Annotated in this window: 21 protein-coding genes; 3 read left to right on the forward strand and 18 right to left on the reverse strand. The window is 62.9% G+C overall.

Annotated elements, in window-relative coordinates:
• Positions 1-32 precede the first annotated feature (32 nt).
• Together OGV19_RS19225 and OGV19_RS19230 are read right to left on the reverse strand one after the other, a co-directional pair.
• The gene (locus tag OGV19_RS19225) at positions 33-995 is read right to left on the reverse strand and encodes a FecR family protein (protein WP_264310197.1); all 963 of its coding nucleotides are present in this window, start codon (positions 993-995) and stop codon (positions 33-35) included.
• Positions 996-1015: 20 nt separating this feature from the next.
• A complete protein-coding gene (locus OGV19_RS19230; protein ID WP_264310198.1) occupies positions 1016-1501 on the reverse strand; it encodes an RNA polymerase sigma factor in 486 nt (161 codons plus the stop codon).
• Positions 1502-2005: 504 nt separating this feature from the next.
• Between OGV19_RS19230 and OGV19_RS19235 the strand changes: the two genes are divergently transcribed.
• The gene (locus tag OGV19_RS19235) at positions 2006-3169 is read left to right on the forward strand and encodes a type III PLP-dependent enzyme (protein WP_264310199.1); all 1164 of its coding nucleotides are present in this window, start codon (positions 2006-2008) and stop codon (positions 3167-3169) included.
• Positions 3170-3325: 156 nt separating this feature from the next.
• Here OGV19_RS19235 and OGV19_RS19240 read toward each other — a convergent pair whose 3' ends face one another.
• Complete coding sequence (locus OGV19_RS19240; protein WP_264310200.1) at positions 3326-4075, reverse strand: tetratricopeptide repeat protein; 750 nt, start codon at positions 4073-4075, stop codon at positions 3326-3328.
• Positions 4076-4078: 3 nt separating this feature from the next.
• Positions 4079-4759 (reverse strand): Fe2+-dependent dioxygenase, encoded by a 681-nt coding sequence (locus OGV19_RS19245; protein WP_264310201.1) that lies wholly within the window; start codon positions 4757-4759, stop codon positions 4079-4081.
• A 221-nt stretch (positions 4760-4980) separates the two neighbouring features.
• On the opposite strand from OGV19_RS19245, the gene OGV19_RS19250 reads away from it, so the two are divergent.
• Positions 4981-7293 carry a TonB-dependent receptor gene (locus OGV19_RS19250; RefSeq protein WP_264310202.1) on the forward strand — a complete coding sequence of 771 codons (2313 nt, stop codon included), beginning with the start codon at positions 4981-4983 and terminating at the stop codon, positions 7291-7293.
• A 222-nt stretch (positions 7294-7515) separates the two neighbouring features.
• Positions 7516-10071, forward strand: a complete 2556-nt coding sequence (locus OGV19_RS19255) for a PepSY domain-containing protein (RefSeq protein ID WP_264313976.1) — start codon at positions 7516-7518, stop codon at positions 10069-10071.
• Between the two features lie 129 nt (positions 10072-10200).
• Here OGV19_RS19255 and OGV19_RS19260 read toward each other — a convergent pair whose 3' ends face one another.
• The 14 genes from OGV19_RS19260 to hscA form a co-directional block, all read right to left on the reverse strand.
• Positions 10201-10992, reverse strand: a complete 792-nt coding sequence (locus tag OGV19_RS19260; protein WP_264310203.1) for an amidohydrolase — start codon at positions 10990-10992, stop codon at positions 10201-10203.
• On the reverse strand, positions 10980-12128 hold the full coding sequence (locus OGV19_RS19265; protein ID WP_264310204.1) for a pyridoxal phosphate-dependent aminotransferase: 1149 nt from the start codon (positions 12126-12128) through the stop codon (positions 10980-10982). Before OGV19_RS19265 ends, OGV19_RS19260 begins: the two co-directional genes overlap by 13 nt.
• Before the next feature lie 210 nt (positions 12129-12338).
• On the reverse strand, positions 12339-13802 hold the full coding sequence (der, locus tag OGV19_RS19270) for a ribosome biogenesis GTPase Der (RefSeq protein WP_264310205.1): 1464 nt from the start codon (positions 13800-13802) through the stop codon (positions 12339-12341).
• A gap of 117 nt (positions 13803-13919) precedes the next feature.
• A complete protein-coding gene (gene bamB / locus OGV19_RS19275) occupies positions 13920-15062 on the reverse strand; it encodes an outer membrane protein assembly factor BamB (protein ID WP_264310206.1) in 1143 nt (380 codons plus the stop codon).
• A 1-nt stretch (position 15063) separates the two neighbouring features.
• Positions 15064-15705: a tetratricopeptide repeat protein gene (locus OGV19_RS19280; RefSeq protein WP_264310207.1), complete on the reverse strand. Its 642-nt coding sequence runs from the start codon at positions 15703-15705 to the stop codon at positions 15064-15066.
• Between the two features lie 39 nt (positions 15706-15744).
• Positions 15745-17034, reverse strand: coding sequence for a histidine--tRNA ligase (hisS, locus tag OGV19_RS19285; RefSeq protein ID WP_264310208.1), 1290 nt, complete (start codon positions 17032-17034; stop codon positions 15745-15747).
• Between the two features lie 25 nt (positions 17035-17059).
• Positions 17060-18169, reverse strand: a complete 1110-nt coding sequence (ispG, locus tag OGV19_RS19290; RefSeq protein ID WP_027595550.1) for a flavodoxin-dependent (E)-4-hydroxy-3-methylbut-2-enyl-diphosphate synthase — start codon at positions 18167-18169, stop codon at positions 17060-17062.
• A 3-nt stretch (positions 18170-18172) separates the two neighbouring features.
• Entirely contained in the window at positions 18173-19210 is a 1038-nt protein-coding gene (locus OGV19_RS19295; RefSeq protein ID WP_264310209.1) for a RodZ domain-containing protein, read from the reverse strand.
• Positions 19207-19968, reverse strand: coding sequence for a type IV pilus biogenesis/stability protein PilW (gene pilW, locus OGV19_RS19300; RefSeq protein ID WP_264310210.1), 762 nt, complete (start codon positions 19966-19968; stop codon positions 19207-19209). Before pilW ends, OGV19_RS19295 begins: the two co-directional genes overlap by 4 nt.
• Positions 19969-19982: 14 nt before the next feature.
• Positions 19983-21128, reverse strand: a complete 1146-nt coding sequence (gene rlmN, locus OGV19_RS19305) for a dual-specificity RNA methyltransferase RlmN (RefSeq protein WP_027595547.1) — start codon at positions 21126-21128, stop codon at positions 19983-19985.
• 28 nt (positions 21129-21156) lie between these two features.
• A complete protein-coding gene (ndk, locus tag OGV19_RS19310) occupies positions 21157-21582 on the reverse strand; it encodes a nucleoside-diphosphate kinase (RefSeq protein WP_033701183.1) in 426 nt (141 codons plus the stop codon).
• Between the two features lie 90 nt (positions 21583-21672).
• Entirely contained in the window at positions 21673-21873 is a 201-nt protein-coding gene (gene iscX, locus OGV19_RS19315; RefSeq protein ID WP_264310211.1) for a Fe-S cluster assembly protein IscX, read from the reverse strand.
• A 10-nt stretch (positions 21874-21883) separates the two neighbouring features.
• Entirely contained in the window at positions 21884-22225 is a 342-nt protein-coding gene (gene fdx / locus OGV19_RS19320; RefSeq protein ID WP_264310212.1) for an ISC system 2Fe-2S type ferredoxin, read from the reverse strand.
• 3 nt (positions 22226-22228) lie between these two features.
• Positions 22229-24091, reverse strand: coding sequence for a Fe-S protein assembly chaperone HscA (gene hscA / locus OGV19_RS19325; protein WP_264310213.1), 1863 nt, complete (start codon positions 24089-24091; stop codon positions 22229-22231).
• Positions 24092-24096: the final 5 nt, after the last annotated feature.

The following is a 24096-nucleotide window of genomic DNA, read 5'->3' on the forward strand; positions in this document are numbered from 1 at the left end:
AGGAAGACGAACGAGCTGAAAAAAACCTGAATCTATTTCGCGATAATTTCGCGAGAGCCGTCTGCATGGGCCTTGATGGCCACCGGCAGGATGCTCGGCAAGGCCCGCAGCAGCGCATCGGTGTCGTCGGTGCTGAAGGTACTGGACAGGCGCATTTGCGCCACCTTGCCGGGGGCTACGCGCAGTGGCTGGGTGCGGTAGCGCGAAGCTTCGGTCACCACGTCGGCCAGCGTTGCGTTGTCGAACACCAGCTTGCCCTGGCGCCAGGCGGTGAGCGCAGCGGCGTTCACCGCGTAAGGCGCCGCCACGTTACCTTGTGCATCTATATGCGCGCCCAGGCCGGCCGTCAGTTGCGCCAGCGAAGTATCCTTGCCCTGCACACGTACCGAACCTTGCTCCACTGCCACGCGGGTGGCGCCAGGGTCCAGGCGCACATCGAAGCGGGTACCGGTGACGGTCACGCTGCCCTGGGCGGTATCGACCACGAACGGGCGGCTGCTGTCATGGGCGACGATGAACATCGCTTCGCCCGCATCAAGCTGAATGTGCCGCCGCCCGGCGCTGAAATCGACCTGCAGTTGCGTACCACCGTTGAGCGCCAGCTGCGAGCCGTCCGGCAGTTCGACCTGGCGGCGCTCGCCGAAGGCGGTCTGCAACTGGTCTTGGTGGTTGAGGCGCTGGTACTGCCAGCCACTCCACCCCAACCCCAGGGCAACCACCGCCACCCCGGCCGCCAGCGCCTGGCGCATGACGCGCCGCCGTGGCAATTGCTGGACCAGCTCAGGTTGGCATAGCGCGTCGAGGCGCTGGCGCGGAATGAAGTCGGCGGCGCGCCAAAGGCTGGAAAGCTGCTCATATTCTTCGCGATGTCGAGGGTCTGCCTCCAGCCACCCTTGCAAGCGCGCCAGCAGCCCGGCATCCCGCGGCGCATCCTGCACGCGGGCGAACCATTCGGCCGCCTGCTCGCGGACGGTATCGGCCCCGTGCTGTTTCATCGAAAAGGTCTCCTGACTCATCATGCCGACACGTCCAGCTGTTCACGCAGGTGTCGGAGCGTGCGGATCATATACTTTTCGACCATGTTCTTGCTCAACCCCATCCGCTCGGCAATCTCGGCCTGGGTCAGGCCTTCGAGCTTCTGCCAGATGAACACTCGACGGCAGTTGAGTGGCAGCTCGGCCAGCGCCCGCTCCACGCTGTCAGCAAGTTCCAGGGCATGGACGTAGGCTTCAGGGTCGCCGTTGCTGGCGGCGCTTTGGTCAAAGGCTTCCAGCTCCAGCGCCTGGCGCCGGTCTTCGCGGCGAAAACCGTCCACGGCAATGTTGCGCGCCGTCTGGTGAAGGTAGGCGCGTGGCTGCTCGACCTGCTCGCGGGGGTTTTCCAGAACCCTGACGAAGGCATCGTGGGTGAGGTCCTCGGCCTGCTGACGACTGCGCAGCTTGCGCGTCCAGGTGCCGATCAGCTCATGGTAGTGGTCGAGGAAGCCTTTGGGTCCAGACACGGTCGGGGTCGTCAGGGAGGCAGAGAAGGGTGCGAATAGTAATGTTTCTCATCAAAATCGGCAAATCCGCCAGTCGGTAACAAAAAATTTTTGCGGATTTCATGGACGGAAGTACCTGAAGCGTGTGGCCATAAATATGAACACCTTGCGCCTTTTCGCGGGCAAGCCCGCTCCCACATAAGCCATGCAAAGCCTGTGGGAGCGGGCTTGCCCGCGAAGAGGCCGACAGGGTCCTTCCACAATATTTAACGCTTGAAACATCCCAGGGAACATCTGCCGGTCACACGAGTCGGTTATTCAAACGATGGGGCCTCAATCCACGACGAACACGCCCGGATTGCCTGTTGATCTTGCATTCTTCACGCCCTAAAGTGCGCGCCGAACGTCCATGCTGGAAACGATCCATCCGGCTCAAGTACTGAGTAGGCGAACCAAAGTGGGGATACGGAGGACGTTCAGTTTGCAGCCACTTATCTTTTCAGTTTGCCCATGGAGTCCCTGAGCATGTCGATCCAGGTCGAAGACTATTTCGCACGTGACACCTTCCAGAAAATGAAGGCGTTCGCCGACAAGCAAGAAACCCCGTTCGTACTCATCGATACCCAGATGATCAGCCAGGCCTATGACGACCTGCGCGCCGGTTTCGAATTTGCCAAGGTTTACTACGCGGTCAAGGCCAACCCGGCGGTCGAGATCATCGACCTGCTCAAAGAGAAAGGTTCGAGCTTCGACATCGCCTCGATCTACGAGCTGGACAAGGTGATGGACCGTGGTGTCAGCGCCGACCGCATCAGCTACGGCAACACCATCAAGAAGTCCAAGGACATCCGCTACTTCTATGAGAAGGGCGTGCGCCTGTTTGCCACCGACTCGGAAGCCGACCTGCGCAACATCGCCAAGGCTGCGCCGGGCTCCAAGGTTTACGTGCGTATCCTCACCGAAGGCTCCACCACTGCCGACTGGCCTCTGTCGCGCAAGTTCGGCTGCCAGACCGACATGGCCATGGACCTGCTGATCCTCGCCCGCGACCTGGGCCTGGTGCCATACGGTATTTCCTTCCACGTCGGTTCCCAGCAGCGCGACATCAGCGTCTGGGACGCGGCCATCGCCAAGGTCAAAGTGATCTTCGAGCGCCTGAAGGAAGAAGACGGCATCGAGCTGAAGCTGATCAACATGGGTGGTGGCTTCCCGGCCAACTACATCACCCGTACCAACAGCCTCGAAACCTACGCCGAAGAGATCATCCGCTTCCTGAAGGAAGACTTCGGTGACGACCTGCCGGAAATCATCCTGGAACCTGGCCGTTCGCTGATTGCCAACGCCGGTATCCTGGTCAGTGAAGTGGTGCTGGTGGCGCGCAAGTCGCGCACTGCGGTCGAGCGTTGGGTGTACACCGACGTGGGCAAGTTCTCCGGCCTGATCGAAACCATGGACGAGTCCATCAAGTTCCCGATCTGGACCGAAAAGAAAGGCGAGATGGAAGAAGTGGTCATCGCCGGCCCGACTTGCGACAGCGCCGACATCATGTACGAGCACTACAAGTATGGCCTGCCGCTGAACCTGGCCATCGGTGACCGCCTGTACTGGCTGTCCACCGGTGCCTACACCACCAGCTACAGCGCGGTGGAATTCAACGGCTTCCCGCCGCTGAAGGCTTACTACCTGTAATGAACAACGGGGCCGCAAGGCCCCGTTTTCATGTGTGCTGGCTTGTGCCGCCCTCTTCGCGGGCAAGCCAGCTCCCACAGGTATGGCGCGACCCTCAGGTCTGTCGAAAATCCTGTGGGAGCGGGCTTGCCCGCGAAGAAACCAGCACTGTAGTGATCAATCCTCGCGCTGTTCGAGCTCCTCGGCATACCCCGCTGCATACCCCGCCAGCAAAGGCCCAGCCCCCCGCAATGTAGCCACTGCACTGCGCAGAAAATTCACATTCCCCTCAACCCGCGCCCGCTCCAGCCAAGGCCCCGCCTCGGCCGTCTGCCCGCGCTCGACCAGCACCAGCGCCAGGCTGAACATTCCACGGAAATCCCCCGCCTCGGCCGAGCGCCGATACCAGCGCACCGCCCGCGCCGGGCTGGGCGCCGTAGCAATGCCCTGCTCCAGATAACGCCCATACAGGTTCATCGACTTAGCATGCCCCAACTGCGCAGCCTTCTCGTAGCACATCAGTGCCTGCACCTGATTGGCTGGCACCCCACGCCCGGTCGCCAGCAGGTTGCCCAGGTTATACAGGCCCCAATCCAACCCGGCATCGGCCGCGCGGGCATAGTGAACGGCAGCCTGCGGCAAACTCACCTCGCCGCCCCAACCATGCTCCAGGCAACGCCCGAGCATGTTGTGCGCCATGGCACTGCCACCTTGTGCAGCGATGCCGAACCAACGCCGGGCGACGGTGGCATCCTCTTGGATTCCACGCCCATCCAGCAGGATCTGCCCCAGCAACAACTGCGCCTCGACCGCCCCCTGCCCCGCCGCTGCCAGAATCGCCTGGGCGGCCTTGCCGGGGCTGTCTTCGAGCATGGCCTTGAGGCCTGCAACATCCACCACTTCCTCACGACGCAACGGGTATGACACGGTTCAGACCTCGGCCCAGCGGCGCAGCAGGTTGTGGTAGGTCCCCGTCAACTGCAGCAGCGAGGGGTGATCAGGCACATCGGCGGTGAGTTGCTGGATGGCATTGTCCATCTCGAACAACAGCGCCCGCTGGCTGTCCTCGCGCACCAGGCTTTGTGTCCAGAAAAACGCAGCATAGCGCTGGCCGCGGGTTACCGGGTTGACCTTGTGCAAACTGGTGCCGGGGTACAGCACCAGGTCACCGGCCGCCAGCTTCACCTGCTGCACGCCGTAGGTGTCCTGGATCACCAGTTCGCCGCCGTCGTAACTGTCCGGGTCGCTGAGGAACAGCGTCGAGGACAGGTCGGTACGCACGCGCTCCGGGCTGCCCTTGGGCTGGCGCAGGGCATTGTCGATGTGGAAGCCGAAGTTGCCACCTTCGCGGTAGCAGTTGATCAGCGGTGGAAAGACCTTGTGTGGCAACGCTGCCGACATGAAGCGCGGGGTGTTCCACAGGCGGTCGATCAGCGCGCTACCCAGTTCTTTGGCCAGCGCATGGCCTTCTGGCAACTGCAGGTTGTGCTTGGCCTTGGCCGATTGATAGCCCGCCGTGACCTTGCCGTCGGCCCAGTCGGCCTGCTCCAGGGCCTCGCGGATACGCGTGAGTTCGTCGGCATCGAACAGGCCGGGGATGTGAAGCAGCATGGCGGCGGCACCTGGGCAACTGTAAAGGCGTCAATGATATTGATTCCCTTTTACATACCACAAGCCCCATTTGCCGCTTAAGACGTTTCAGCCATCGAAAACCGTAAGGGCAAACTGTAAAGATTGTAAATTCTTCACGAATGGTAACGACTCTCAATTGTTAGTCACAATTGCTTACATTAAGATCCGGCGCCTTATCACCTTGGGGAAGGTCCTTACCAATGCGTCACTACGTGCCATCTGCTGTGAGTTCACCACGCCTGATCGTGACCGCCATCGGCGTCGCCATCACTGCCTCGACCGCCTACGCTGCCGAGCCTGCCGCCAACAGCGCCGTCACCCTGGACGCCACCAGCGTCAACGGCAAGGCCGAACAGGCCAGCACCGATTACAAGGTCGAGAAGGCTTCGTCGCAAAAGTACACCGCGCCGCTGGTAGACACACCGCGCTCGGTCACGGTGATCCCGCAGCAGGTCATCAAGGACACCAACGCCCTCAGCCTGCAGGACGCCCTGCGTACTGTACCTGGCATCACCTTTGGCGCCGGTGAAGGCGGCAACCCGCAAGGTGACCGTCCGTTCATCCGCGGCTTCGATGCCCAGGGTGACACCTACCTGGATGGCGTGCGTGATACCGGCGCGCAAACCCGCGAAATCTTCGCCATCGAGTCGGTGGAAGTGGCCAAGGGCCCGAACTCGGCCATCGGTGGCCGCGGCGCCGCCGGCGGCACCATCAACCTGGTGAGCAAGCGCGCACACCTGGGCAACTCGCTCGACGGCGCCTGGACCTGGGGCAGTGACCAGACCCAACGCTACACCTTCGATGGCAACTACCAGTTCAGCGACACGGTTGCCGGTCGTCTCAACCTGATGACCCACGAGAGCAACGTCGCCGGCCGCGACAAGGTCAACTACGACCGCTGGGGCATCGCCCCGTCCCTGGCCTTCGGCCTCGGTACCCCAACCCGCGTCAACCTCGACTACTACCACCTGGAAAGCGACGACCTGCCAGACTCGGGCATCCCGTACACCATCCCGACAGGTGGCAGCGGCGCACGTACTTCGGCGCACCCAAGCAAGCCGAACGACGGTGGCGACAGCGACAACTTCTACGGCCTGACCGGCCGTGACTTCCGCAAGAGCCGTGTCGACATCGCCACCTTCGCGATCGAGCACGACCTGACCGACTCGCTGACCATCAAGAACACCCTGCGTCACGGCAACAGCATGCAGGACTACATCCTGACCCAGCCGGACGACAGCAAGGGCAACGTCAACAACGGCAGCGTCTGGCGCCGCGCCAACAGCCGTGTGGGTAACACTGCGACCACCACCAACCAGACCGACCTGTTTGGCGAGTTCTATGTGGGCGGGATGAAGAACAGCTTCTCCACCGGCATCGAACTGAGCCGGGAAGAGAGCAAGCGTTCGTCGTACACCGTCGATACCGATACCGTGCCTGGCGGTACTGCAAACACCAACTGCACCCCGAGCATGATCGGCGCCAGCAGCGGCTACAACTGCACCTCGCTGAGCAACCCGAACCCGGACGATCCTTGGAACGGCAGCATTGCACGCAACTACGCGGGCACGGATACGAAAGGCACCACTCGAGCCCTCTATGTGTTCGATACCCTGGAATTGACTCCCGAATGGCTGCTCAACATGGGCCTTCGTTATGATCACTTCGATACCCAATACCGAACCTACGATGCCGCTGGGGCAACTGTAGTCAACAGCAAAGGTGTCGCAGCCAAGGGACGGGACAAGAGCGAATTTGTCACGGGCCAATTGGGACTTGTGTGGAAACCAGCTGAGAACGGCAGCATCTATGTTTCCTATGCCACCTCCGCGACTCCGCCAGGTGCGGCACTGGGTGAAGCGGTGGATACCAATCCACCGCCGAACACATCTGACCGCGCCGGCAACCTGCTGAGCAGCGACATGGAGCCGGAAGAAACCACCAACTACGAGATCGGCACCAAGTGGGACCTGCTCGACCAGCGCCTGTCCCTGGCCGCCGCGCTGTTCCGCACCGAGAAGGAAAACGCCCGCGTCCAGGTGGACACCACCACCTACGAAAACGTCGGCGAAACCCGCGTGCAGGGCATCGAACTGTCGGCCAGCGGCAAGCTGACCGATAAGTGGCAAGTATTCGCGGGCTACACCTACATGCAGGCGCGCCAGATCGACGGCGGCGCGCTGGGCGAGGCCAACGATGGCAACCAGCTGCCGAACACGCCAAACAATAGCGCAAGCCTGTGGACCACCTACTCGATCACGCCGAAGCTGACCATCGGTGGTGGCGCGTTCTATGTGGATGATGTTTACGGCAGCGTGGCCAACACCACCATGGTCGACAGCTACGTGCGCTACGACGCCATGGCCGCCTACAAGCTGACCAAAAACGTTGACCTGCAGCTGAACGTGCAGAACCTGACCAACGAGGTGTACTACGACAAGGCGTTCTCCACCCACTTCGCCAACCAGGCGGCGGGCCGGACCGCACTGCTGACCACCAGCGTTCACTTCTGATGTGAAGGTGCATGCGCCGACCGATACCGGCGCATGCACCTGCAATCTTGGTTGCAAACGAGGACCCTGTGGGAGCGGGCTTGCCCGCGAATGGGTTGGTGGATTCACCGACGCATTCGCGGGCAAGCCCGCTCCCACAGGGTTTGTGTGTATCAATGGTTCGCCCATACCAAGGCATAATGCTCGCCGCCTGAACTGAAACGGCAACACAAGGTGATCGATGTGGTGAAGAAGACGCTGTTCCAATTGCACTGGTTCTTTGGCATCACCGCTGGCCTGGTGCTGGCCTTGATGGGCATCACCGGCGCGCTCTACTCGTTTCAGGAAGAACTGCTGCGCGCATTCAATGCCGATGTGCTCAAGGTCGAAGTACGCCCGGAGGGCGTGTTGCCGCCCGCCGAGCTGGTGCAGCGGGTCGAGGCCGCGCAAGGCGACAAGGTGTCGATGCTGTGGGTCGACCTGCACGAAGGCAACGCTGCGCGGGTCTTCTTCACCCCGCCGCCGGGCCAGCGCCGTGGCGAACTGCGCTATGCCGACCCGTACACCGGCGAGCTCAAGGGTGAAGTGGCCGGGCAAGACTTCTTCAACCTCATGCTCAACCTGCACCGTTTCCTGGCCATGGGCGACAGTGGCCGGCAGATCACCGGTGCCTGCACCCTGATGCTGATTTTCTTCTGCCTTTCCGGCCTGTACCTGCGCTGGCCGCGCAAGGCGCTCAACTGGCGCACCTGGCTGACCTTCGAGTGGGCCAAGAAAGGCCGCGCCTTCAACTGGGACCTGCACGCCGTGGCCGGTACCTGGTGCCTGCTGTTCTATCTGCTGTTCGCCCTCACCGGCCTGTTCTGGTCGTATGAATGGTACCGCGAGGGCCTGAACAAGTTGCTGGCCGACGCGCCGGCCGCTGGCCAGCAGCAAAAACGCGGCGAAGGCCGGGGCCGCCACGGGCCGCAGAAAGTCGACAAGAATGCCCCGCCGCTGGTGGTCGACTACGATGCCATCTGGGCCAACCTCAAGGATGCCGCCGGCCCAGGCCTGGCCATGTACAACCTTCGCCTGCCACCTGCGGGCGGCCAGCCGGCCAACCTGTTCTACCTCCTCGACGATGCCGCGCACCCACGTGCGTTCAACACCCTGGTGCTGGACCCGGCCACCGGCCAGGTGAAAAACCACGACCGTTACACCGACAAATCCTTCAAGGCGCAACTGCTACAGAGCGTTTACGCCCTGCACGTGGGCGAATACTTTGGCCTGCCGGGGCGGATCATCGTCACCCTCGCCAGCCTGACCATGCCGCTGTTCTTCGTCACCGGCTGGCTGCTGTACCTCGACCGCCGCCGCAAGAAACGCCAGGTTCGCGCCGCCCGTGGCAGCGTTGACAGTGCCAGTACAGGCAGCGACAGCTGGCTGATCGGCTTCGCCAGCCAGAGCGGTTTCGCCGAACAGCTGGCCTGGCAGAGTGCCGGGCAACTTCAGGCGGCAGGCCTGCCCGTGCAGGTCCGCGCCTTGGCCGAGCTGGGCGAAAATGACTTGCGCCAGGCCCGCCGCGCCTTGTTCGTGGTCAGTACCTTCGGCGACGGCGAAGCCCCTGACAGTGCCCGCGCGTTCGAACGCAAGGTGCTTGGCCAACCCTGGGCGCTGCACAACCTTCACTATGCCGTGCTCGCCCTGGGCGACCGTCAATACCCGCACTTCTGCGGCTTTGCCCGTCGCCTGCAAGCCTGGTTGGGTGAGCGCGGTGCCAGCACTGCGTTCAGCCCGGTGGAGGTGGACAACGCCGACCAGGCGGCCCTGCAGCAATGGCAGCAGGAACTGGCGCAGCTGACCGGCGCACAACCGGTAACGGCCTGGCAGCCGCCGAGTTTCGGCAACTGGGCCCTGGTGCAGCGTGAGTTGATGAACCCTGGCAGCCAGGGCCTGCCGGTTTACCTGATCGGCCTGCGCGCCGAAGCACCTGCCAGCTGGCAAGCCGGCGACCTGGTGGAAATCCTGCCGCGCAATGGCCAGCCGCGGGTGGATGCCTTCCTTGACGGCCTGGGCCTGAATGCCAACACGACCGTGCAACTGGACGGCCTGAGCGAAACCCTCGGCCAGGCGCTAGCCAGTCGCCAACTGCCCAGCCGCCGCGATCAACTGGTGGGCCTGCACGCACAGGCGCTGGTCGATGCGTTGGTGCCAATCGGCACGCGTGAATACTCCATCGCCTCGATCGCCAGTGACGGTGTACTGCAACTGATCGTGCGCCAGGAGCGTCACCCAGATGGCAACCTCGGCCTGGGATCCGGTTGGCTGACCGAGTACCTGCCGGTGAATGGCGTGCTTGGCCTGCGCCTGCGCCGCAACAGTGGCTTCCACCTGCCCGAGTCGCCGGTGCCGATGATCCTGATCGGCAATGGTACTGGCCTGGCCGGCTTGCGCAGCCTTTTGCGCGCGCGGGTCAACGCGGGCGAACAACGCAACTGGCTGCTGTTCGGTGAGCGCAATCGGGCGCATGACATGCTATGCGGTGACGAACTGCAAGGCTGGCTCGACAGCGGCGACCTGGCACGCCTGGACCTGGCGTTTTCGCGGGATCAGGCAGAGAAGGTGTATGTGCAGGATGTGTTGCTGCAGCAGGCTGATGAGTTCAAGCGCTGGGTGGCGGATGGCGCCTGTGTGTATGTCTGCGGCAGTTTGCAGGGCATGGCGGCCGGCGTTGATGCGGCGCTGAAGGGCATTCTCGGCGATGAAGTGGTCGAGCAGTTGATCGAAGATGGGCGGTATCGCAGGGATGTTTACTGATCGCCTATTGATGTAAACAGTACCGGCCTTTTCGCGGGACAAGCCCGCTCCCACAGGTTCCCTGCCGTACTCATGTCCAGCGAGGTTCCTGTGGGAGCGGGCTTGCCCCGCGAAGAGGCCGGTAAGGATTCAGTGCAAGTCGAAGGTATCGGCATCCAGGTTGGCCGGGAACTTGGCCCGGTACGCCGCCAGCTCCGCCGCCCTGAGCACCACCGTGAACACCCCGTCCGCCTCGCCTGCACTGAGCAGGCTCTCACCCTGGAAGTCCAGCACCTGGCTGTCGCCAGAATAGGCAAAGCCCTTGCCATCGGTGCCCACGCGGTTCACCGCCGCCACAAAGCACAGGTTTTCGATGCCCCGCGCCGGCAGCAAGCGGTTCCAGTGCTGGCGGCGCGCGGCCGGCCAGTTGGCGGTGTACAGCAGCAGGTCGGTGTCCTGGGCATCACGGCTCCACACCGGGAAGCGCAGGTCGTAGCAGATCAATGGGCGCACCCGCCAGCCTTTGATTTCGAACTGCACCTGGCGCTCGCCCGGGGTGTAATGCTTGTGCTCGCCCGCCATGCGGAACAGGTGGCGCTTGTCGTAATGCAGAATCTCGCCATCCGGGCGCGCCCAGAGCAAGCGGTTGCGGTGGCTGCCATCGGCGGCCTGGATGATCACGCTGCCGGTGATCACCGCGTCGTACCTCTTCGCCTGGGCCTTGAGCCATTTGTAGGTCGGGCCGTTCTCGGGTTCGGCCAGGGTTTCAGATTGCATCGAGAAGCCGGTGGTGAACATCTCCGGCAGGATCACCAGGTCCACCTCCCCCACTTGCTTGAGCAATTCCTCGAAGTGCGCATAGTTGGCCTCGCGGTCGTGCCAGGCCAGGGTGGTTTGCACCAGGGCGATTTTCAGGTCGGGCAGTGTGCTCAGATCGCGCATAGTTTTTCCGCTGCCTGACGCAGCGTCTCCTCACGTTTGGCAAAGCACAGGCGTACCAGGCGTTGCTCGGGGATGGGTTGCTGGTAGAACACCGACACCGGAATGGTCGCCACGCCGTGCTCGCGGGTCAGCCATAGCGCCATGTCAACGTCGCTCAGGTCCGGGCGGATCTGCGAATAGTCCACCAGTTGGAAGTAGGTGCCGGCCGTGCGGCGCAAGCTGAAGCGCGAACCTTCGAGCAAGCCGCAGAACAGGTCGCGCTTGGCCTGGTAGAAGCCTGGCAGTTCGTCAAGGTGCTGCGGGTGCTCGGCCATGAAATCGGCCAGCGCGCACTGCAAGGGCGTGACGCCACAGAAGTTGACGTACTGGTGCACCTTGCGCAGCTCGGCGCTCAGGGCCGGGGGTGCGATCACGTAGCCGGTCTTCCAGCCAGTGACATGGTAGGTCTTGCCGAACGAACTGACCACGAAGGCACGGCTGTAAAGCTCGGCATGGGCCAGCACACTGGCGTGGCGTACGCCGTCGTAGACCAGATGTTCGTAGACTTCGTCACTGACCAGGTAGATATCGCGATCAGCGATCAACCGCGCCAGCTGGTCGAGGTCTTCACGGGTGATCAGCGCGCCGCTGGGGTTGTGCGGCGAGTTGAGGATGACCATGCGCGTACGCGGGCTCAAGGCATCGCTGAACTTCTGCCAGTCGATGCGGAAATCGCCGTCGCTCAGTTGCACATGCACGCAGCGGCCACCGGCCAGTGCCACGGAAGGCTCGTAGCTGTCGTAGCACGGGTCGAAGACGATCACCTCGTCACCGGCGTGGATCACCGCCTGAATAGCGCAGAAGATCGCCTCGGTGGCACCGGGGGTGATGGTCACCTCCTGGTCGGCATCCACCTGGGCGCCATACAGCCGCGCGACCTTGGCCGCTACCTGTTGGCGCAGGGCCGGCAGGCCGGTCATCGGTGCGTACTGGTTATGCCCGGCGGCCACATGCCGGCCCACTGCATCGAGCAACGCCTGCGGGCCGTTGAAGTCGGGGAAGCCTTGGGAGAGATTGAGCGCGCCAGTCTGCACGGCGAGCTGGGACATGGTGGTGAAGATGGTCGTGCCGACATTCGGCAGTTTGCTGCGGATCATGGAGCCCTCTTTCCTGGGGTTTATCCGGCACGGGGGTGGAGCCCGAGCATAGCGGATCAAGCAGTCAGGAAAAAGGTTGAAACAATAGGGGGATTGCTTTGGATCAAGGGCCTATTCGCGGGCAAGCCCGCCCCCACAGGTACCGCGCTGTCCTTAAGGATGTGCGATCGCTGTGGGAGCGGGCTTGCCCGCGAAGAAGCTGACGCGAAATCAGCGCTTGTCGCGGCGCTTCTTCTCGGCCTTCTTGTGGTGCGACATCAAGCGGCGCTTCTTGTTGACCTGGCGATCGGTGAGGGTGTTTTTCTTGCCCTCATACGGGTTCTCACCGCCCTTGTACTCGATACGGATCGGCGTACCGACCAGTTTCAGCACACGGCGGTAGGTGTTTTCCAGGTAACGCGAGTACGACTTGGGAATGCTGTCGGTCTGGTTGCCGTGGATCACGATCAGCGGCGGGTTGGCACCCCCCAGGTGGGCATAACGCAGCTTGATGCGGCGGCCATTGACCAGCGGCGGCTGGTGCTCGCTCACGGCATCTTCGAGAATCTGCGTCAGGCGGCTGGTCGGCCAGCGGGTCACCGCCGACATGAAGGCGGCCTGCACCGACTTGTACAGGTTGCCCACGCCCGTGCCGTGCAGCGCGGAAATGAAGTGGATGTCGGCAAAATCGACGAAGAACAGCCGGCGTTCCAGCTCGGTCTTCACGTAGGCGCGCTCACCCGACTCCATGCCATCCCACTTGTTCAGGGCGATGACGATGGCGCGGCCGGCTTCGAGGGCGAAGCCCAGCAGGTTCAGGTCATGGTCGACCACACCTTCGCGGGCATCCATGACGAAGATGACCACGTTGGCATCCTTGATCGCCTGCAGCGTCTTGACCACCGAGAACTTCTCGACTTCCTCGTGGATCTTGCCGCGCTTGCGCACCCCGGCGGTGTCGATGAAGGTGTACTTCTCGCCATCGCGCTCGAACGGGATGTAGATACTGTCACGGGTAGTACCCGGCTCGTCGTAGACCACCACGCGCTCTTCACCGAGCATGCGGTTGACCAAGGTCGACTTGCCGACGTTCGGGCGGCCGATGATGGCGATCTTGATGCCATCCTTCTCGCTTGGGCCAGGAATGCGCACGGCTTCCTCACCTTCGGCGACGTCCTGGTCGAGGGCTTCGTCCTCGGCATCGCGCGGCAGGTGGCCGAGCACGGCTTCCATCAGGGCGTTGATACCACGGCCCTGGGAACCCGCCACCGGAATGGCATTGCCCATGCCCATCGGCGAGAACTCGGCGCGGGCAACATCGGGGTCGATGTTGTCGATCTTGTTGGCAACCAGAATCGCCGACTTGTTCCGCTTGCGCAGGTGCTCGGCGATCATCTGGTCTGCCGCGGTCATGCCCGCACGGGCATCGACCAAGAACAGCACATAGTCGGCTTCTTCGATGGCCATGAGCGACTGCTCGGCCATTTTCTCGTCCATGCCCACTTCGTCACCGGTGATACCACCGGTGTCGATCAGGATGAAGGAGCGACCCTGCCAGGAGGCATCACCATACTGGCGGTCACGGGTCAGGCCCGACAGGTCACCGACGATGGCATCGCGGGTTTTGGTCAGGCGGTTGAACATGGTGGATTTACCGACGTTCGGCCGTCCCACCAGGGCTATTACGGGAACCATGCGGCTCTCCATTCTTGAATTCTTGAAAATGCAAAGGCCGCTGCAAGGCAGCGGCCGGAGTTTGTGCGGCGTTTCCTACACCGCGGCTCAAGACCGTTGGCGGTCTTGAGCTTAGCTTCAGCGGACGGTCAGTGCCTCGAGCTTGCCGCTGTTGCCGAAGACGTAGATGGTGTCGCCGACCACCAGGGGCCGGGCGCGCAGGCCATCGCTGTCGATGCGCTCACGGCCGACAAAGCGACCATCGACCTGGCTGAGCAGGTGCAGGTAACCCTCGAAGTCACCCACCGCCACGTAGCTGGAGAACACTTCCGGTGCCGACAGTTGACGGCGAGCCATGGAATCGTTGGTCCACAGGGCGCTGGAAGAGCGCTCGTCGACGCTTTCAACGGTACCCGAGGCTTCGCTGACATAGACGTTACCGTAACCCTGGGCGACACCCACGTAGCTGGAAGCATCACGCTGCCACAGCACGCGGCCGCTTTCCAGGTCCAGGCCCGCTACGCGGCCCTGGTAGGTGCTGACGTACAGAGTACCACCGGACAGCAGCAGGCCGCCGTCGATATCCACCACGCGATCCAGCTCGGAACGCCCCTGCGGGATGGCCACACGGCTCTCCCACACTGGCACGCCGTTGTTGATATCCACCGCGATCACTTTGCCGGTGGACAGCCCGGCAACCGCCATGCGGTTGGTCACGATCGGCGCACCGGTGCCACGCAGGGTCAGTACGGCCGGGGTGCTTTCGTAGATCCAGCGGCGGTCGCCGGTCGCGGCATCGAGGCCGATCAGGCGGTCGTCCTGGGTTTGCACCACCACCACGTCACCATTGTTGGCGGGTGGTGCCAGCACTTCGCTGGTCACGCGCGAGCGCCAGCGCTCTTCACCGGTGCTGGAGTCCAGCGCGATGACTTCGCCCTTGAGGGTACCGAGCATGACCAGCCCGTAACCCACGCCGACGGCGCCCGACACCTGCAGATCCAGGTCTTTCTTCCACGCCACGTCGCCGGTGATACGGTCAAGGGCGAAGACTTCGCCATTGACGTCAGAGGCGTAGATACGGTCGTTTTCGATGGCCGGAACCAGGGTGTTGTACGTCTCGCCCTGGCCGTCACCGATCGAGCGGCTCCACTGCTTCTTGAGTACCACTTCCTCGGTGAACTTGGTCAGCTCGGCCGGGGGCAGTTCCTTCTTGCTGTTGCTGCTGCAACCTGCGGCCAGTACGGCCAGGGTCAGCACTGCTGCTTGTTTCCAACCGATCACGTCACGCGTCCCCTTTGGCCAAGTCATCCAGCTTCAGTTGCAGGCCACCGACCGCCGCTTCATCGGACAGTGCGGCCTTGGCTTTCTCATAAGCGCTGTGAGCATCGTCGGTGCGGCCCAGCTGTACCAGCAGGTCGCCCTTCAATTCTTCGCGGCTGGCCAGGAACGCCTTGTCGGCGTCGCCGTCGAGCAGCTTGAGGGCCTCTTCGGCCTTGTCCTGGGCTGCCAGTACACGGGCCAGACGCTGGCGCGAAATTTCGCCCAGGGTGGCATCGGCAGGCTTGTCCAGCACACCCTTGAGCTCGGCGGCGGCGTCGTCGAGCTTGCCGCTCTCGACCGCGACCTTGGCCACGAACAGGCTGCCGTACTGGGCGTAGGCGGTACCGCCGAACTCGCTCTTGAGCTTGCCGGCCAGTTCGGCGACCTTGGTCGCGTCGGGCTGGCCGCTCGGCGTCAGGCTGGTCTCAAGCAACGCCTGGTACAGCTGCGAGGCACCTTGCGACTGGTTGTTCTGGTACTTGTGCCAGGTATTCCAGCCCAACACCACCACGCCGGCCAGCAGGGCACCGGTCAGCAGCGGCTTGCCGTTGCGGTTCCACCAGTCCTTGACCCCTGCCAGGTCATCATCATCGGTACTCGACACCCCAATACTCCTTTTCGCCTATTCGCTTGTTGAACCGCGTTACGCCTGAGCGACCGCGGTTTCCAGGTGCTCAGCCAGAGCATCCCAGGCAATGTTCTGTTGTTCGCCTTGGCCACGCAGGGGCTTCAAGCCGATCTCTTGCTTGGCCAGTTCGTCGTCGCCCAGAATCAGGGCGAACAGCGCGCCGCTCTTGTCGGCTTTCTTGAACTGGCTCTTGAAGCTGCCGCCACCGGCGTTGACCACCAGGCGCAGGCCCGGCAGGCGATCACGCAGGCTTTCGGACAAGCGCAGGCCCGCCAGTTCTGCCTGCTCGCCGAAGGCGCACAGGTAGACATCGACCTGACGGCTGATCGACTCAGGCACCTTGCCGAGGGTTTCCAGCAGCAGGATCAGGCGCTCGATACCCATGGCGAAACCGACGCCGGTGGTCGGCTTGCCGCCCATCTGCTCGACCAGGCCATCGTAGCGGCCACCAGCACAGACGGTGCCCTGGGCGCCGAGCTTGTCGGTGACCCACTCGAACACGGTCTTGCTGTAGTAGTCCAGGCCGCGCACCAGCTTGGTGTTGATCACGAACGGGATGCCGGCAGCATCAAGGCGGGCCTTGAGGCCTTCGAAGTGCACGCGGGACGCTTCGTCCAGGTAGTCTTCGAGTTTCGGCGCGCCGACCAGCACCGCCTGGGTGTTCTGGTCCTTGCTGTCGAGGATGCGCAGCGGGTTGCTTTTGAGGCGACGCTGGCTGTCTTCGTCCAGCTGCTCAAGGCGTGCCGAGAGGAACTCGACCAGCGCATCACGGTAGCGCGCACGCGCTTCGCTGGTGCCCAGGCTGTTGAGCTCGAGCTTGACCGCGTCCTGGATGCCCAGCAGGCCCCACAGGCGCCAGGTCAGCATGATCAGCTCGGCGTCGATGTCCGGCCCGTCGAGGTTGAACACTTCCACGCCGATCTGGTGGAACTGGCGGTAGCGGCCCTTCTGCGGGCGCTCGTGGCGGAACATCTGGCCGATGTACCAAAGCTTCTGCACCTGGCCATTGCCAGTGATGCCATGCTCCAGCACGGCACGCACGCAGGCGGCGGTGCCTTCGGGGCGCAGGGTGAGCGAATCGCCGTTGCGGTCCTCGAAGGTGTACATCTCTTTTTCGACGATGTCGGTCACTTCACCGATGGAGCGCTTGAACAGCTCGGTGAACTCCACGATCGGCGTGCGGATCTGGCTGTACCCGTAGGTGTCCAGCAGGCCGGCCACGGTGCCCTCGAAGTAGCGCCACAGAGGCGACTGTTCTGGCAGGATGTCGTTCATGCCACGGATGGCTTGCAGCGATTTGCTCACGAAAAGTCCTTACGAATGCTGTGTGTCAGCCACGGGCGATCAGCGCCGCGTCGGCCTCGACCTTCTCGGCCGCTTTCTGGCGGATGAGCTTTTCCAGCTCATCGACCAGGTTGTCATTGGTCAGCTTCTGCGCTGGCTTGCCGTCGATGTAGATCAGGTTCGGCGTACCGCCGGTCAGCCCCACATGGGCTTCCTTGGCTTCACCGGGGCCGTTGACCACACAACCGATCACCGCGACGTCCAGCGGCACCAGCAGGTCCTCCAGGCGCCCTTCCAGCTCGTTCATGGTCTTGACCACATCGAAGTTCTGCCGCGAGCAGCTTGGGCAGGCGATGAAGTTGATGCCACGCGAACGCAGGTGCAGCGACTTGAGGATGTCGTAGCCGACTTTCACTTCCTCGACCGGGTCGGCGGCCAGGGAGATACGAATGGTATCGCCAATGCCTTCGGCCAGCAGCATACCGAGGCCGACGGCGGATTTCACTGTCCCCGAACGCAGGCCACCGGCTTCGGTGATGCCCAGGTGCAGAGGCTGGATGATCTGCTTGGCCAGCAGGCGGTAGGCTTCGACGGCCATGAACACGTCCGAGGCCTTGACGCTGACCTTGAAGTCCTGGAAATCCAGGCGGTCCAGGTGCTCGACATGGCGCAACGCCGACTCGACCAGCGCAGCTGGGGTTGGCTCGCCGTACTTCTTCTGCAGGTCCTTTTCCAGGGAGCCTGCGTTGACGCCGATACGGATCGGGATACCGCGGTCACGGGCCGCATCGACCACAGCCCGTACACGGTCTTCACGGCCGATGTTGCCCGGGTTGATGCGCAGGCAGTCAACGCCCAGCTCGGCCACTCGCAAGGCGATCTTGTAGTCGAAGTGAATGTCGGCGACCAGCGGCACGCTCACCCGTTGCTTGATACGGCCGAACGCCTCGGCGGCGTCCATGTCCGGCACCGAGACGCGCACGATATCGACACCGGCATCGACCAGACGCTGGATCTGCCCCACGGTGGCGTCGACATCGTTGGTGTCGGTGTTGGTCATGCTTTGCACCGCGATGGGCGCATCACCACCCACCGGCACATTGCCGACCCAGATTTTGCGGGATTCGCGACGTTTGATCGGAGATTCGCCGTGCATGACTTACTGTCCCAACTTCAGGCGAGCGGTCTCGCCACTGGTGAACGGAGCAACATCGACGGCCTGGCCGTTGTAGCTGACCTGGGCGCCACGGGCAAAGCCCAGGCGCACCGAGAATGGCGGCTTGCCGGTCAGTTCCAGGTTGTCGCCCTTGCGCTTGACGGCGCTGAACAGCACCTTGCCGTTGCCGTCGCTGACCTGGGTCCAGCAATCGGCAACGAACTGGATCGCGACCTTGGCGCTACCGGCTGGCACTGCGACAGGCGCAGCCGGCTGAGCGGCGGCTACCACCGGTGCAACAGCAACGGGGGCCGCGGCCACAGGTGCTACCGGAGCGGGCGTTGGCGTTGGCGTTGGCGCTATGGCTGCCACTGGCGCTTGTGCTTGCGGCGCCGGCGCGGGCGTTGCAGCCGGGGTTTGCGCAGGGCTGGCGGGTGCTTGCTCGGCAGCGGCAGCCGGCTGTTCGCCAGCGGCCTGCTCCAGCGGCAACGGTGCGCTCTCGGGTTGCTGGCCTGCGCTCACGGCCTGGTCTTCAGGCTCGTCCAGCGGGTGGATCTGCGTGGTGCCGTCGGCGCTTTCGACCTCGACGTGCTCCAGGGCAATCTTGGCCAGGTCCTTGCCACGCAGGCTGCCCTGGTCCTGCCACCAGACGAAACCGCCGCCGACCACCGCCACCAGCAGCAACAGGCTGACGCCGCGCAGGATGTTGTGCGACAGACGCACGGGCTCTTCGATGCGGCCCAGCGAATGCACTTCGCTGCCCTTGGCGTGGGTGCCAGTGTAACGGTCGAAAGCCTCGACCAGAGCGGCCTGGTCCAGGTCCATCAGTTTGGCATAGGCGCGGATATAGCCGCGGGCGAAAGTATGCCCAGGCAGCTTGTCGAAGGCGCCGGTTTCCACGTGGTTCAACGAACTCACAGTGAGGTTGAGCTTGCGGGCTACCTCGGCTTGTGACCAGTCCCGCTTCTCACGGGCCTGGCGCAAAAGCTCACCGGGGTTCTGGCCAGGCGCTACTGCTACTTCGGGATGCGCGGCGTTCATCGTTGCTCCGACAGGTATTGCTGATATTCCGGCGTACCGGGATAAAGTCGTTGTAATTGCTGGCCCAGGTCGGCCACTGTGCCCTGCTCGTCGAATACCCGGGCAAGGCGGCTACCCAGCAGAAGGCTACGGGCGTCAGGGTCGCTCAACCGGCTGAAACGATCGTAGTAGTCCAGGGCAGGCACATAATGCCTGTTTTCGTAGGACAACTCAGCCATTTCCAGCAACGCCTTGGGTTGCCGTGGGTTGAGTTGCAACGCTTTGAACAGATACGCGTGCGCCTGGTCTCGACGCTCGAGCTTCAGGGCGGTCAAACCAAGGTTCTCGTACACGCGGGAGCGTTCAGGATACAGGGTATCGGCGCTGGCCAGGCGAAACATCTGCTTGGCCTCGGCAAAACGCCCCTGAGCATAAAGGAAACTGCCGTAATTGTTGCGAATTCGCGTGTCATCCGGGCGGACTTGCAGGGCTTTTTGAAAGTGCTGCTCGGCCAGGGCCGGCTCACCTTCAGCCTGGAACACCAGTGCCAGCGCAGCATGTGCACCGGCATCACTGCCGTCCAGGGCAAGGGCTTTGCCCAGCGGCGCCTTCGCCTGCTCGGTCAAACCTTGTTGCAAATACCCAAGACCAAGCTGCACATACGCCCTACCCGCCTCTACCCGCCCCTGGCGGCTGGCCAGTGGGTCGTTCGCGCCACCCGACACGCAGCCGGCCAGCAGCAAAAGCGCAAGGATCGACAGCGCGGCGCGCAGGCTCATGGCGGGGTTCTCGGTCAGTGGCGCGCAGCGCTGTCTTGCAGCTCGGCGTCGGCAGACAGCTGGCGCACGGCGATGTAGCGCTCGCTGCGGCGGGTGCGGTCGTTGACCTGGCCGACCAGCTGACCACAGGCGGCGTCGATGTCTTCGCCACGGGTGGTGCGGGTGGTGACGTTGAAGCCACCATGGTGCAGCAGGTCCTGGAAGCGGCGGATAGCGTTATTGCTAGGGCGCTCGTAACCGGAGTGCGGGAACGGGTTGAACGGGATCAGGTTGATCTTGCACGGCACGTCGCGCAGCAGTTCGATCATCTGTGCGGCGTGCTCGGGCTGGTCGTTGACGTCCTTGAGCAGGGTGTACTCGACGGTGAGCACGCGCTTGCCACCCAGGGTGGCCATGTAGCCCATGCACGATTCCAGCAGCACTTTGAGCGGGTACTTCTTGTTGATCGGCACCAGCTGGTTGCGCAGCTCGTCGTTCGGCGCGTGCAGCGACAACGCCAGCGACACGTCGATGTGCTTGGCCAGTTCGTCGATCATCGGCACCACGCCCGAGGTGGACAAGGTGACGCGACGCTTGGAAATGCCATAGCCCAGATCATCCATCATGATCTTCATGGCGGCGATGACATTGTCGAAATTCAGCAGAGGCTCGCCCATGCCCATCATGACCACGTTGGTAATCGCGCGGTCGACTTTGGCCGGGACGGTCCCGAAGGATTTGTTGGCAAGCCATACCTGGCCGATTACTTCGGCGGCGGTGAGGTTGCTGTTGAAGCCTTGCTTGCCTGTGGAGCAGAAACTGCAGTCCAGGGCGCAGCCGGCTTGCGACGAGACGCAGAGGGTACCGCGGTCGTCGGTTGGAATGTAGACGGTCTCGACGCAGCTGCCGGAGGCAACGCGGATCACCCATTTACGGGTGCCGTCGGCGGAAATGTCTTCACTGACCACTTCCGGAGGGCGAATTTCGGCAACAGCCTCGAGCTTTTCGCGCAAGGCCTTGCCGACGTTCGTCATGGCGGCGAAATCATCGACGCCAAAATGGTGAATCCATTTCATCACCTGGCCGGCACGGAAGCGCTTCTCCCCGATAGAGTCGAAGAATTGTTCCATTTCCGGCTGGGTCAGGCCCAACAGGTTGATTTTGCCAGTAGATGTCGTCATGGATTCACCCTCACCCGTAAGCTTTCGCTTAGCGAGTGGTTACCTCGGTAGCAGCGAAGAAGTAAGCGATTTCGCGAGCAGCAGCAGCTTCGGAGTCCGAACCGTGAACGGCGTTGGCGTCGATCGACTCGGCGAAGTCAGCGCGGATGGTGCCGGCAGCAGCTTCTTTAGGGTTGGTAGCGCCCATCAGCTCACGGTTCAGAGCGATGGCGTTTTCGCCTTCCAGAACCTGAACAACAACCGGGCCGGAAGTCATGAAGGCAACCAGGTCGCCGAAGAAGCCGCGCTCGCTGTGCTCAGCGTAGAAGCCTTCGGCTTCGGCTTTGGACAGTTGCTTGATTTTCGAAGCAACGATTTTCAGGCCGGCGTCTTCGAAGCGAGTGGTGATCTTGCCGATGACGTTTTTGGCAACTGCGTCAGGCTTGATGATCGAGAAAGTACGTTGAACAGCCATGGAAAACTCCAGAAATATGAGTGTTGCGAAAAATTAAACCCGCGAATTATACGCGGGTTCAAGGGGATTGCCTAACCTGCAGCGTCGCACTTAGTCGGCTTCATCAATCCAGGCCGCCTGGATGGCCTCGAGCACTTTCTCACCGCCGCGTGACGGATCGTCGCTGAAGTCAGGCAATGCCAGCACCCAGCGGTGCAGATCGACGAAATTCACATAACGAGGATCGACGTCCGGCTTGCTTTCTGCAAGCTGGATGGCGATCTCAAGTACATCAACCCATTTCAGACTCATGCAAAAATCCTCAGTGGGGCGCTTCGGCAGCGTGGTTAAGCGAATACTTGGGGATCTCGATGGTCAGGTCTTCATCACCGACGACCACCTGGCAGCCGAGGCGCGACTGGGCCTCCAGGCCCCAGGCCTTGTCCAGCATGTCCTCTTCGAGCTCGTCGGCTTCCTCGAGCGAGTCGAAACCTTTGCGAACAATGCAGTGGCAAGTAGTGCAGGCCTTGACGCCACCGCAGGCGCTTTCCATCTCGATGTGATGATCGTGGGCCAACTCCAGGATGTTGGTCCCGGTCGGTACCTCCACGGTCAGCCCTTCTGGGCAGAACTTCTCGTGCGGCAGGAATGTCACCAGCGGCATCGGTTACTCCTCGATCTCATTCAGGTTGCGCCCGGCCAGTGCGGCTTTGACCGTCGAATCAAGGCGACGGGCGGCAAATGCATCGGTCACCTGCGACAGACGCTTGGTCTGTTGCTCGATGGCGGGGCCATCGGTGCCGGTCAGCAAATCACGTAGTTCTTGCATCTGGAATTCGATGGCTTCGCGCTCTTCGCTGCTGAGCAAGCGTTCGCCGTCGGCGTCCAAGGCACCCTGTACCGCTTCGAGCAGGCGTTCGCCGTCAACCTGGTGTTCACGCAGCTGACGCGCCTGCTTGTCACTGCCTGCGTGCTCGAAGGAATCCTTGAGCATGCGAGCGATCTCACCGTCGGTCAGGCCGTAGGACGGCTTGACCTGAATGCTGGCCTCGACGCCCGACCCCAGTTCGCGGGCAGCGACACTGAGCAGGCCATCGGCATCGACCTGGAAGGTCACGCGGATCTTCGCGGCACCGGCAACCATCGCCGGAATGCCGCGCAGCTCGAAGCGCGCCAGGGAGCGGCAGTCGCTGATCAGCTCGCGCTCACCCTGCAGGACGTGGATCATCATGGCCGACTGGCCATCTTTGTACGTGGTGAACTCCTGCGCGCGCGCCACCGGAATGGTGGTGTTGCGCGGGATCACCTTCTCCATCAACCCGCCCATGGTCTCAAGCCCCAGGGACAGCGGGATGACGTCGAGCAGCAACAGCTCACCACCTTCGCGGCGGTTGCCAGCCAGGGTGTCGGCCTGGATGGCAGCACCGATGGCCACCACCTGATCGGGGTCGATGGAGGTCAGCGGGGTACGGCCGAACAGCGTGCCGACGGCGTCGCGTACGCGTGGCACGCGGGTCGAACCGCCAACCATGACCACCGCACCGACTTCTTCCAGCTCGACGCCGCTGTCGCGCACAGCGCGGCGGCAGGCCTTGAGGCTGCGGGCGATCAAGGGCTCGATCATGGCTTCGAAGGCTGCGCGGCTCAGCTCGCCCTGCCAGGCGCCGTGACTGACGCTGACCACGTCGGCATCGGTCAGGGCCTCTTTGGCGGCGCACGCGGCCTGCAGCAACTGGCGCTGAGTCGCCGGGTCTAGGTCGGAGGAAAGGCCTGCCTGCTCGATGATCCAGCCAGCGATGGCGTGGTCGAAATCATCACCGCCCAGGGCGGTATCGCCGCCGGTGGCCAGGACTTCGAAGACGCCGGCAGTCAGGCGCAGAATGGAAATATCAAAGGTACCGCCGCCCAGGTCATAGATGGCCACCACGCCTTCGGCGTTCTGGTCCAGGCCATAGGCCACGGCCGCTGCGGTCGGCTCGTTGAGCAGGCGCAGCACATTGAGGCCTGCCAGGCGCGCGGCGTCCTTGGTGGCCTGGCGCTGAGCGTCGTCGAAATAGGCCGGCACGGTGATCACCGCCCCCACCAGATCGCCACCGAGGGTTTGCTCGGCGCGCTCACGCAGTACCTTGAGGATGTCGGCGGACACTTCCACCGGGCTTTTCGGCCCCTGGACGGTGTCGATGAACGGCATGTGCGACTCACCGCCAATGAAGCGGTACGGCAGCTGTTCGCCCAACTGCTTGACGTCGGCCAGACCACGCCCCATCAGGCGCTTTACCGACAGCACGGTGTTCAGTGGGTCGCTGGAAGCGGCATCGCGCGCAGCCTGCCCGACTTCGCTGCGCCCTTCGAGGTAGCGCACCGCAGACGGCAGAATGACATTACCCTGCGCATCGGGCAGGGGCTCGCTACGACCGCTGCGCAAGGCAGCGACCAGAGAATTGGTGGTACCCAGGTCGATACCCACCGCCAGGCGGCGCTGGTGCGGCTGAGGGGTCTGACCGGGTTCGGCGATCTGCAGTAGGGCCATGCTTA

This window comes from Pseudomonas putida (assembly GCF_025905425.1).
Taxonomy (GTDB): domain Bacteria; phylum Pseudomonadota; class Gammaproteobacteria; order Pseudomonadales; family Pseudomonadaceae; genus Aquipseudomonas; species Aquipseudomonas putida_AF.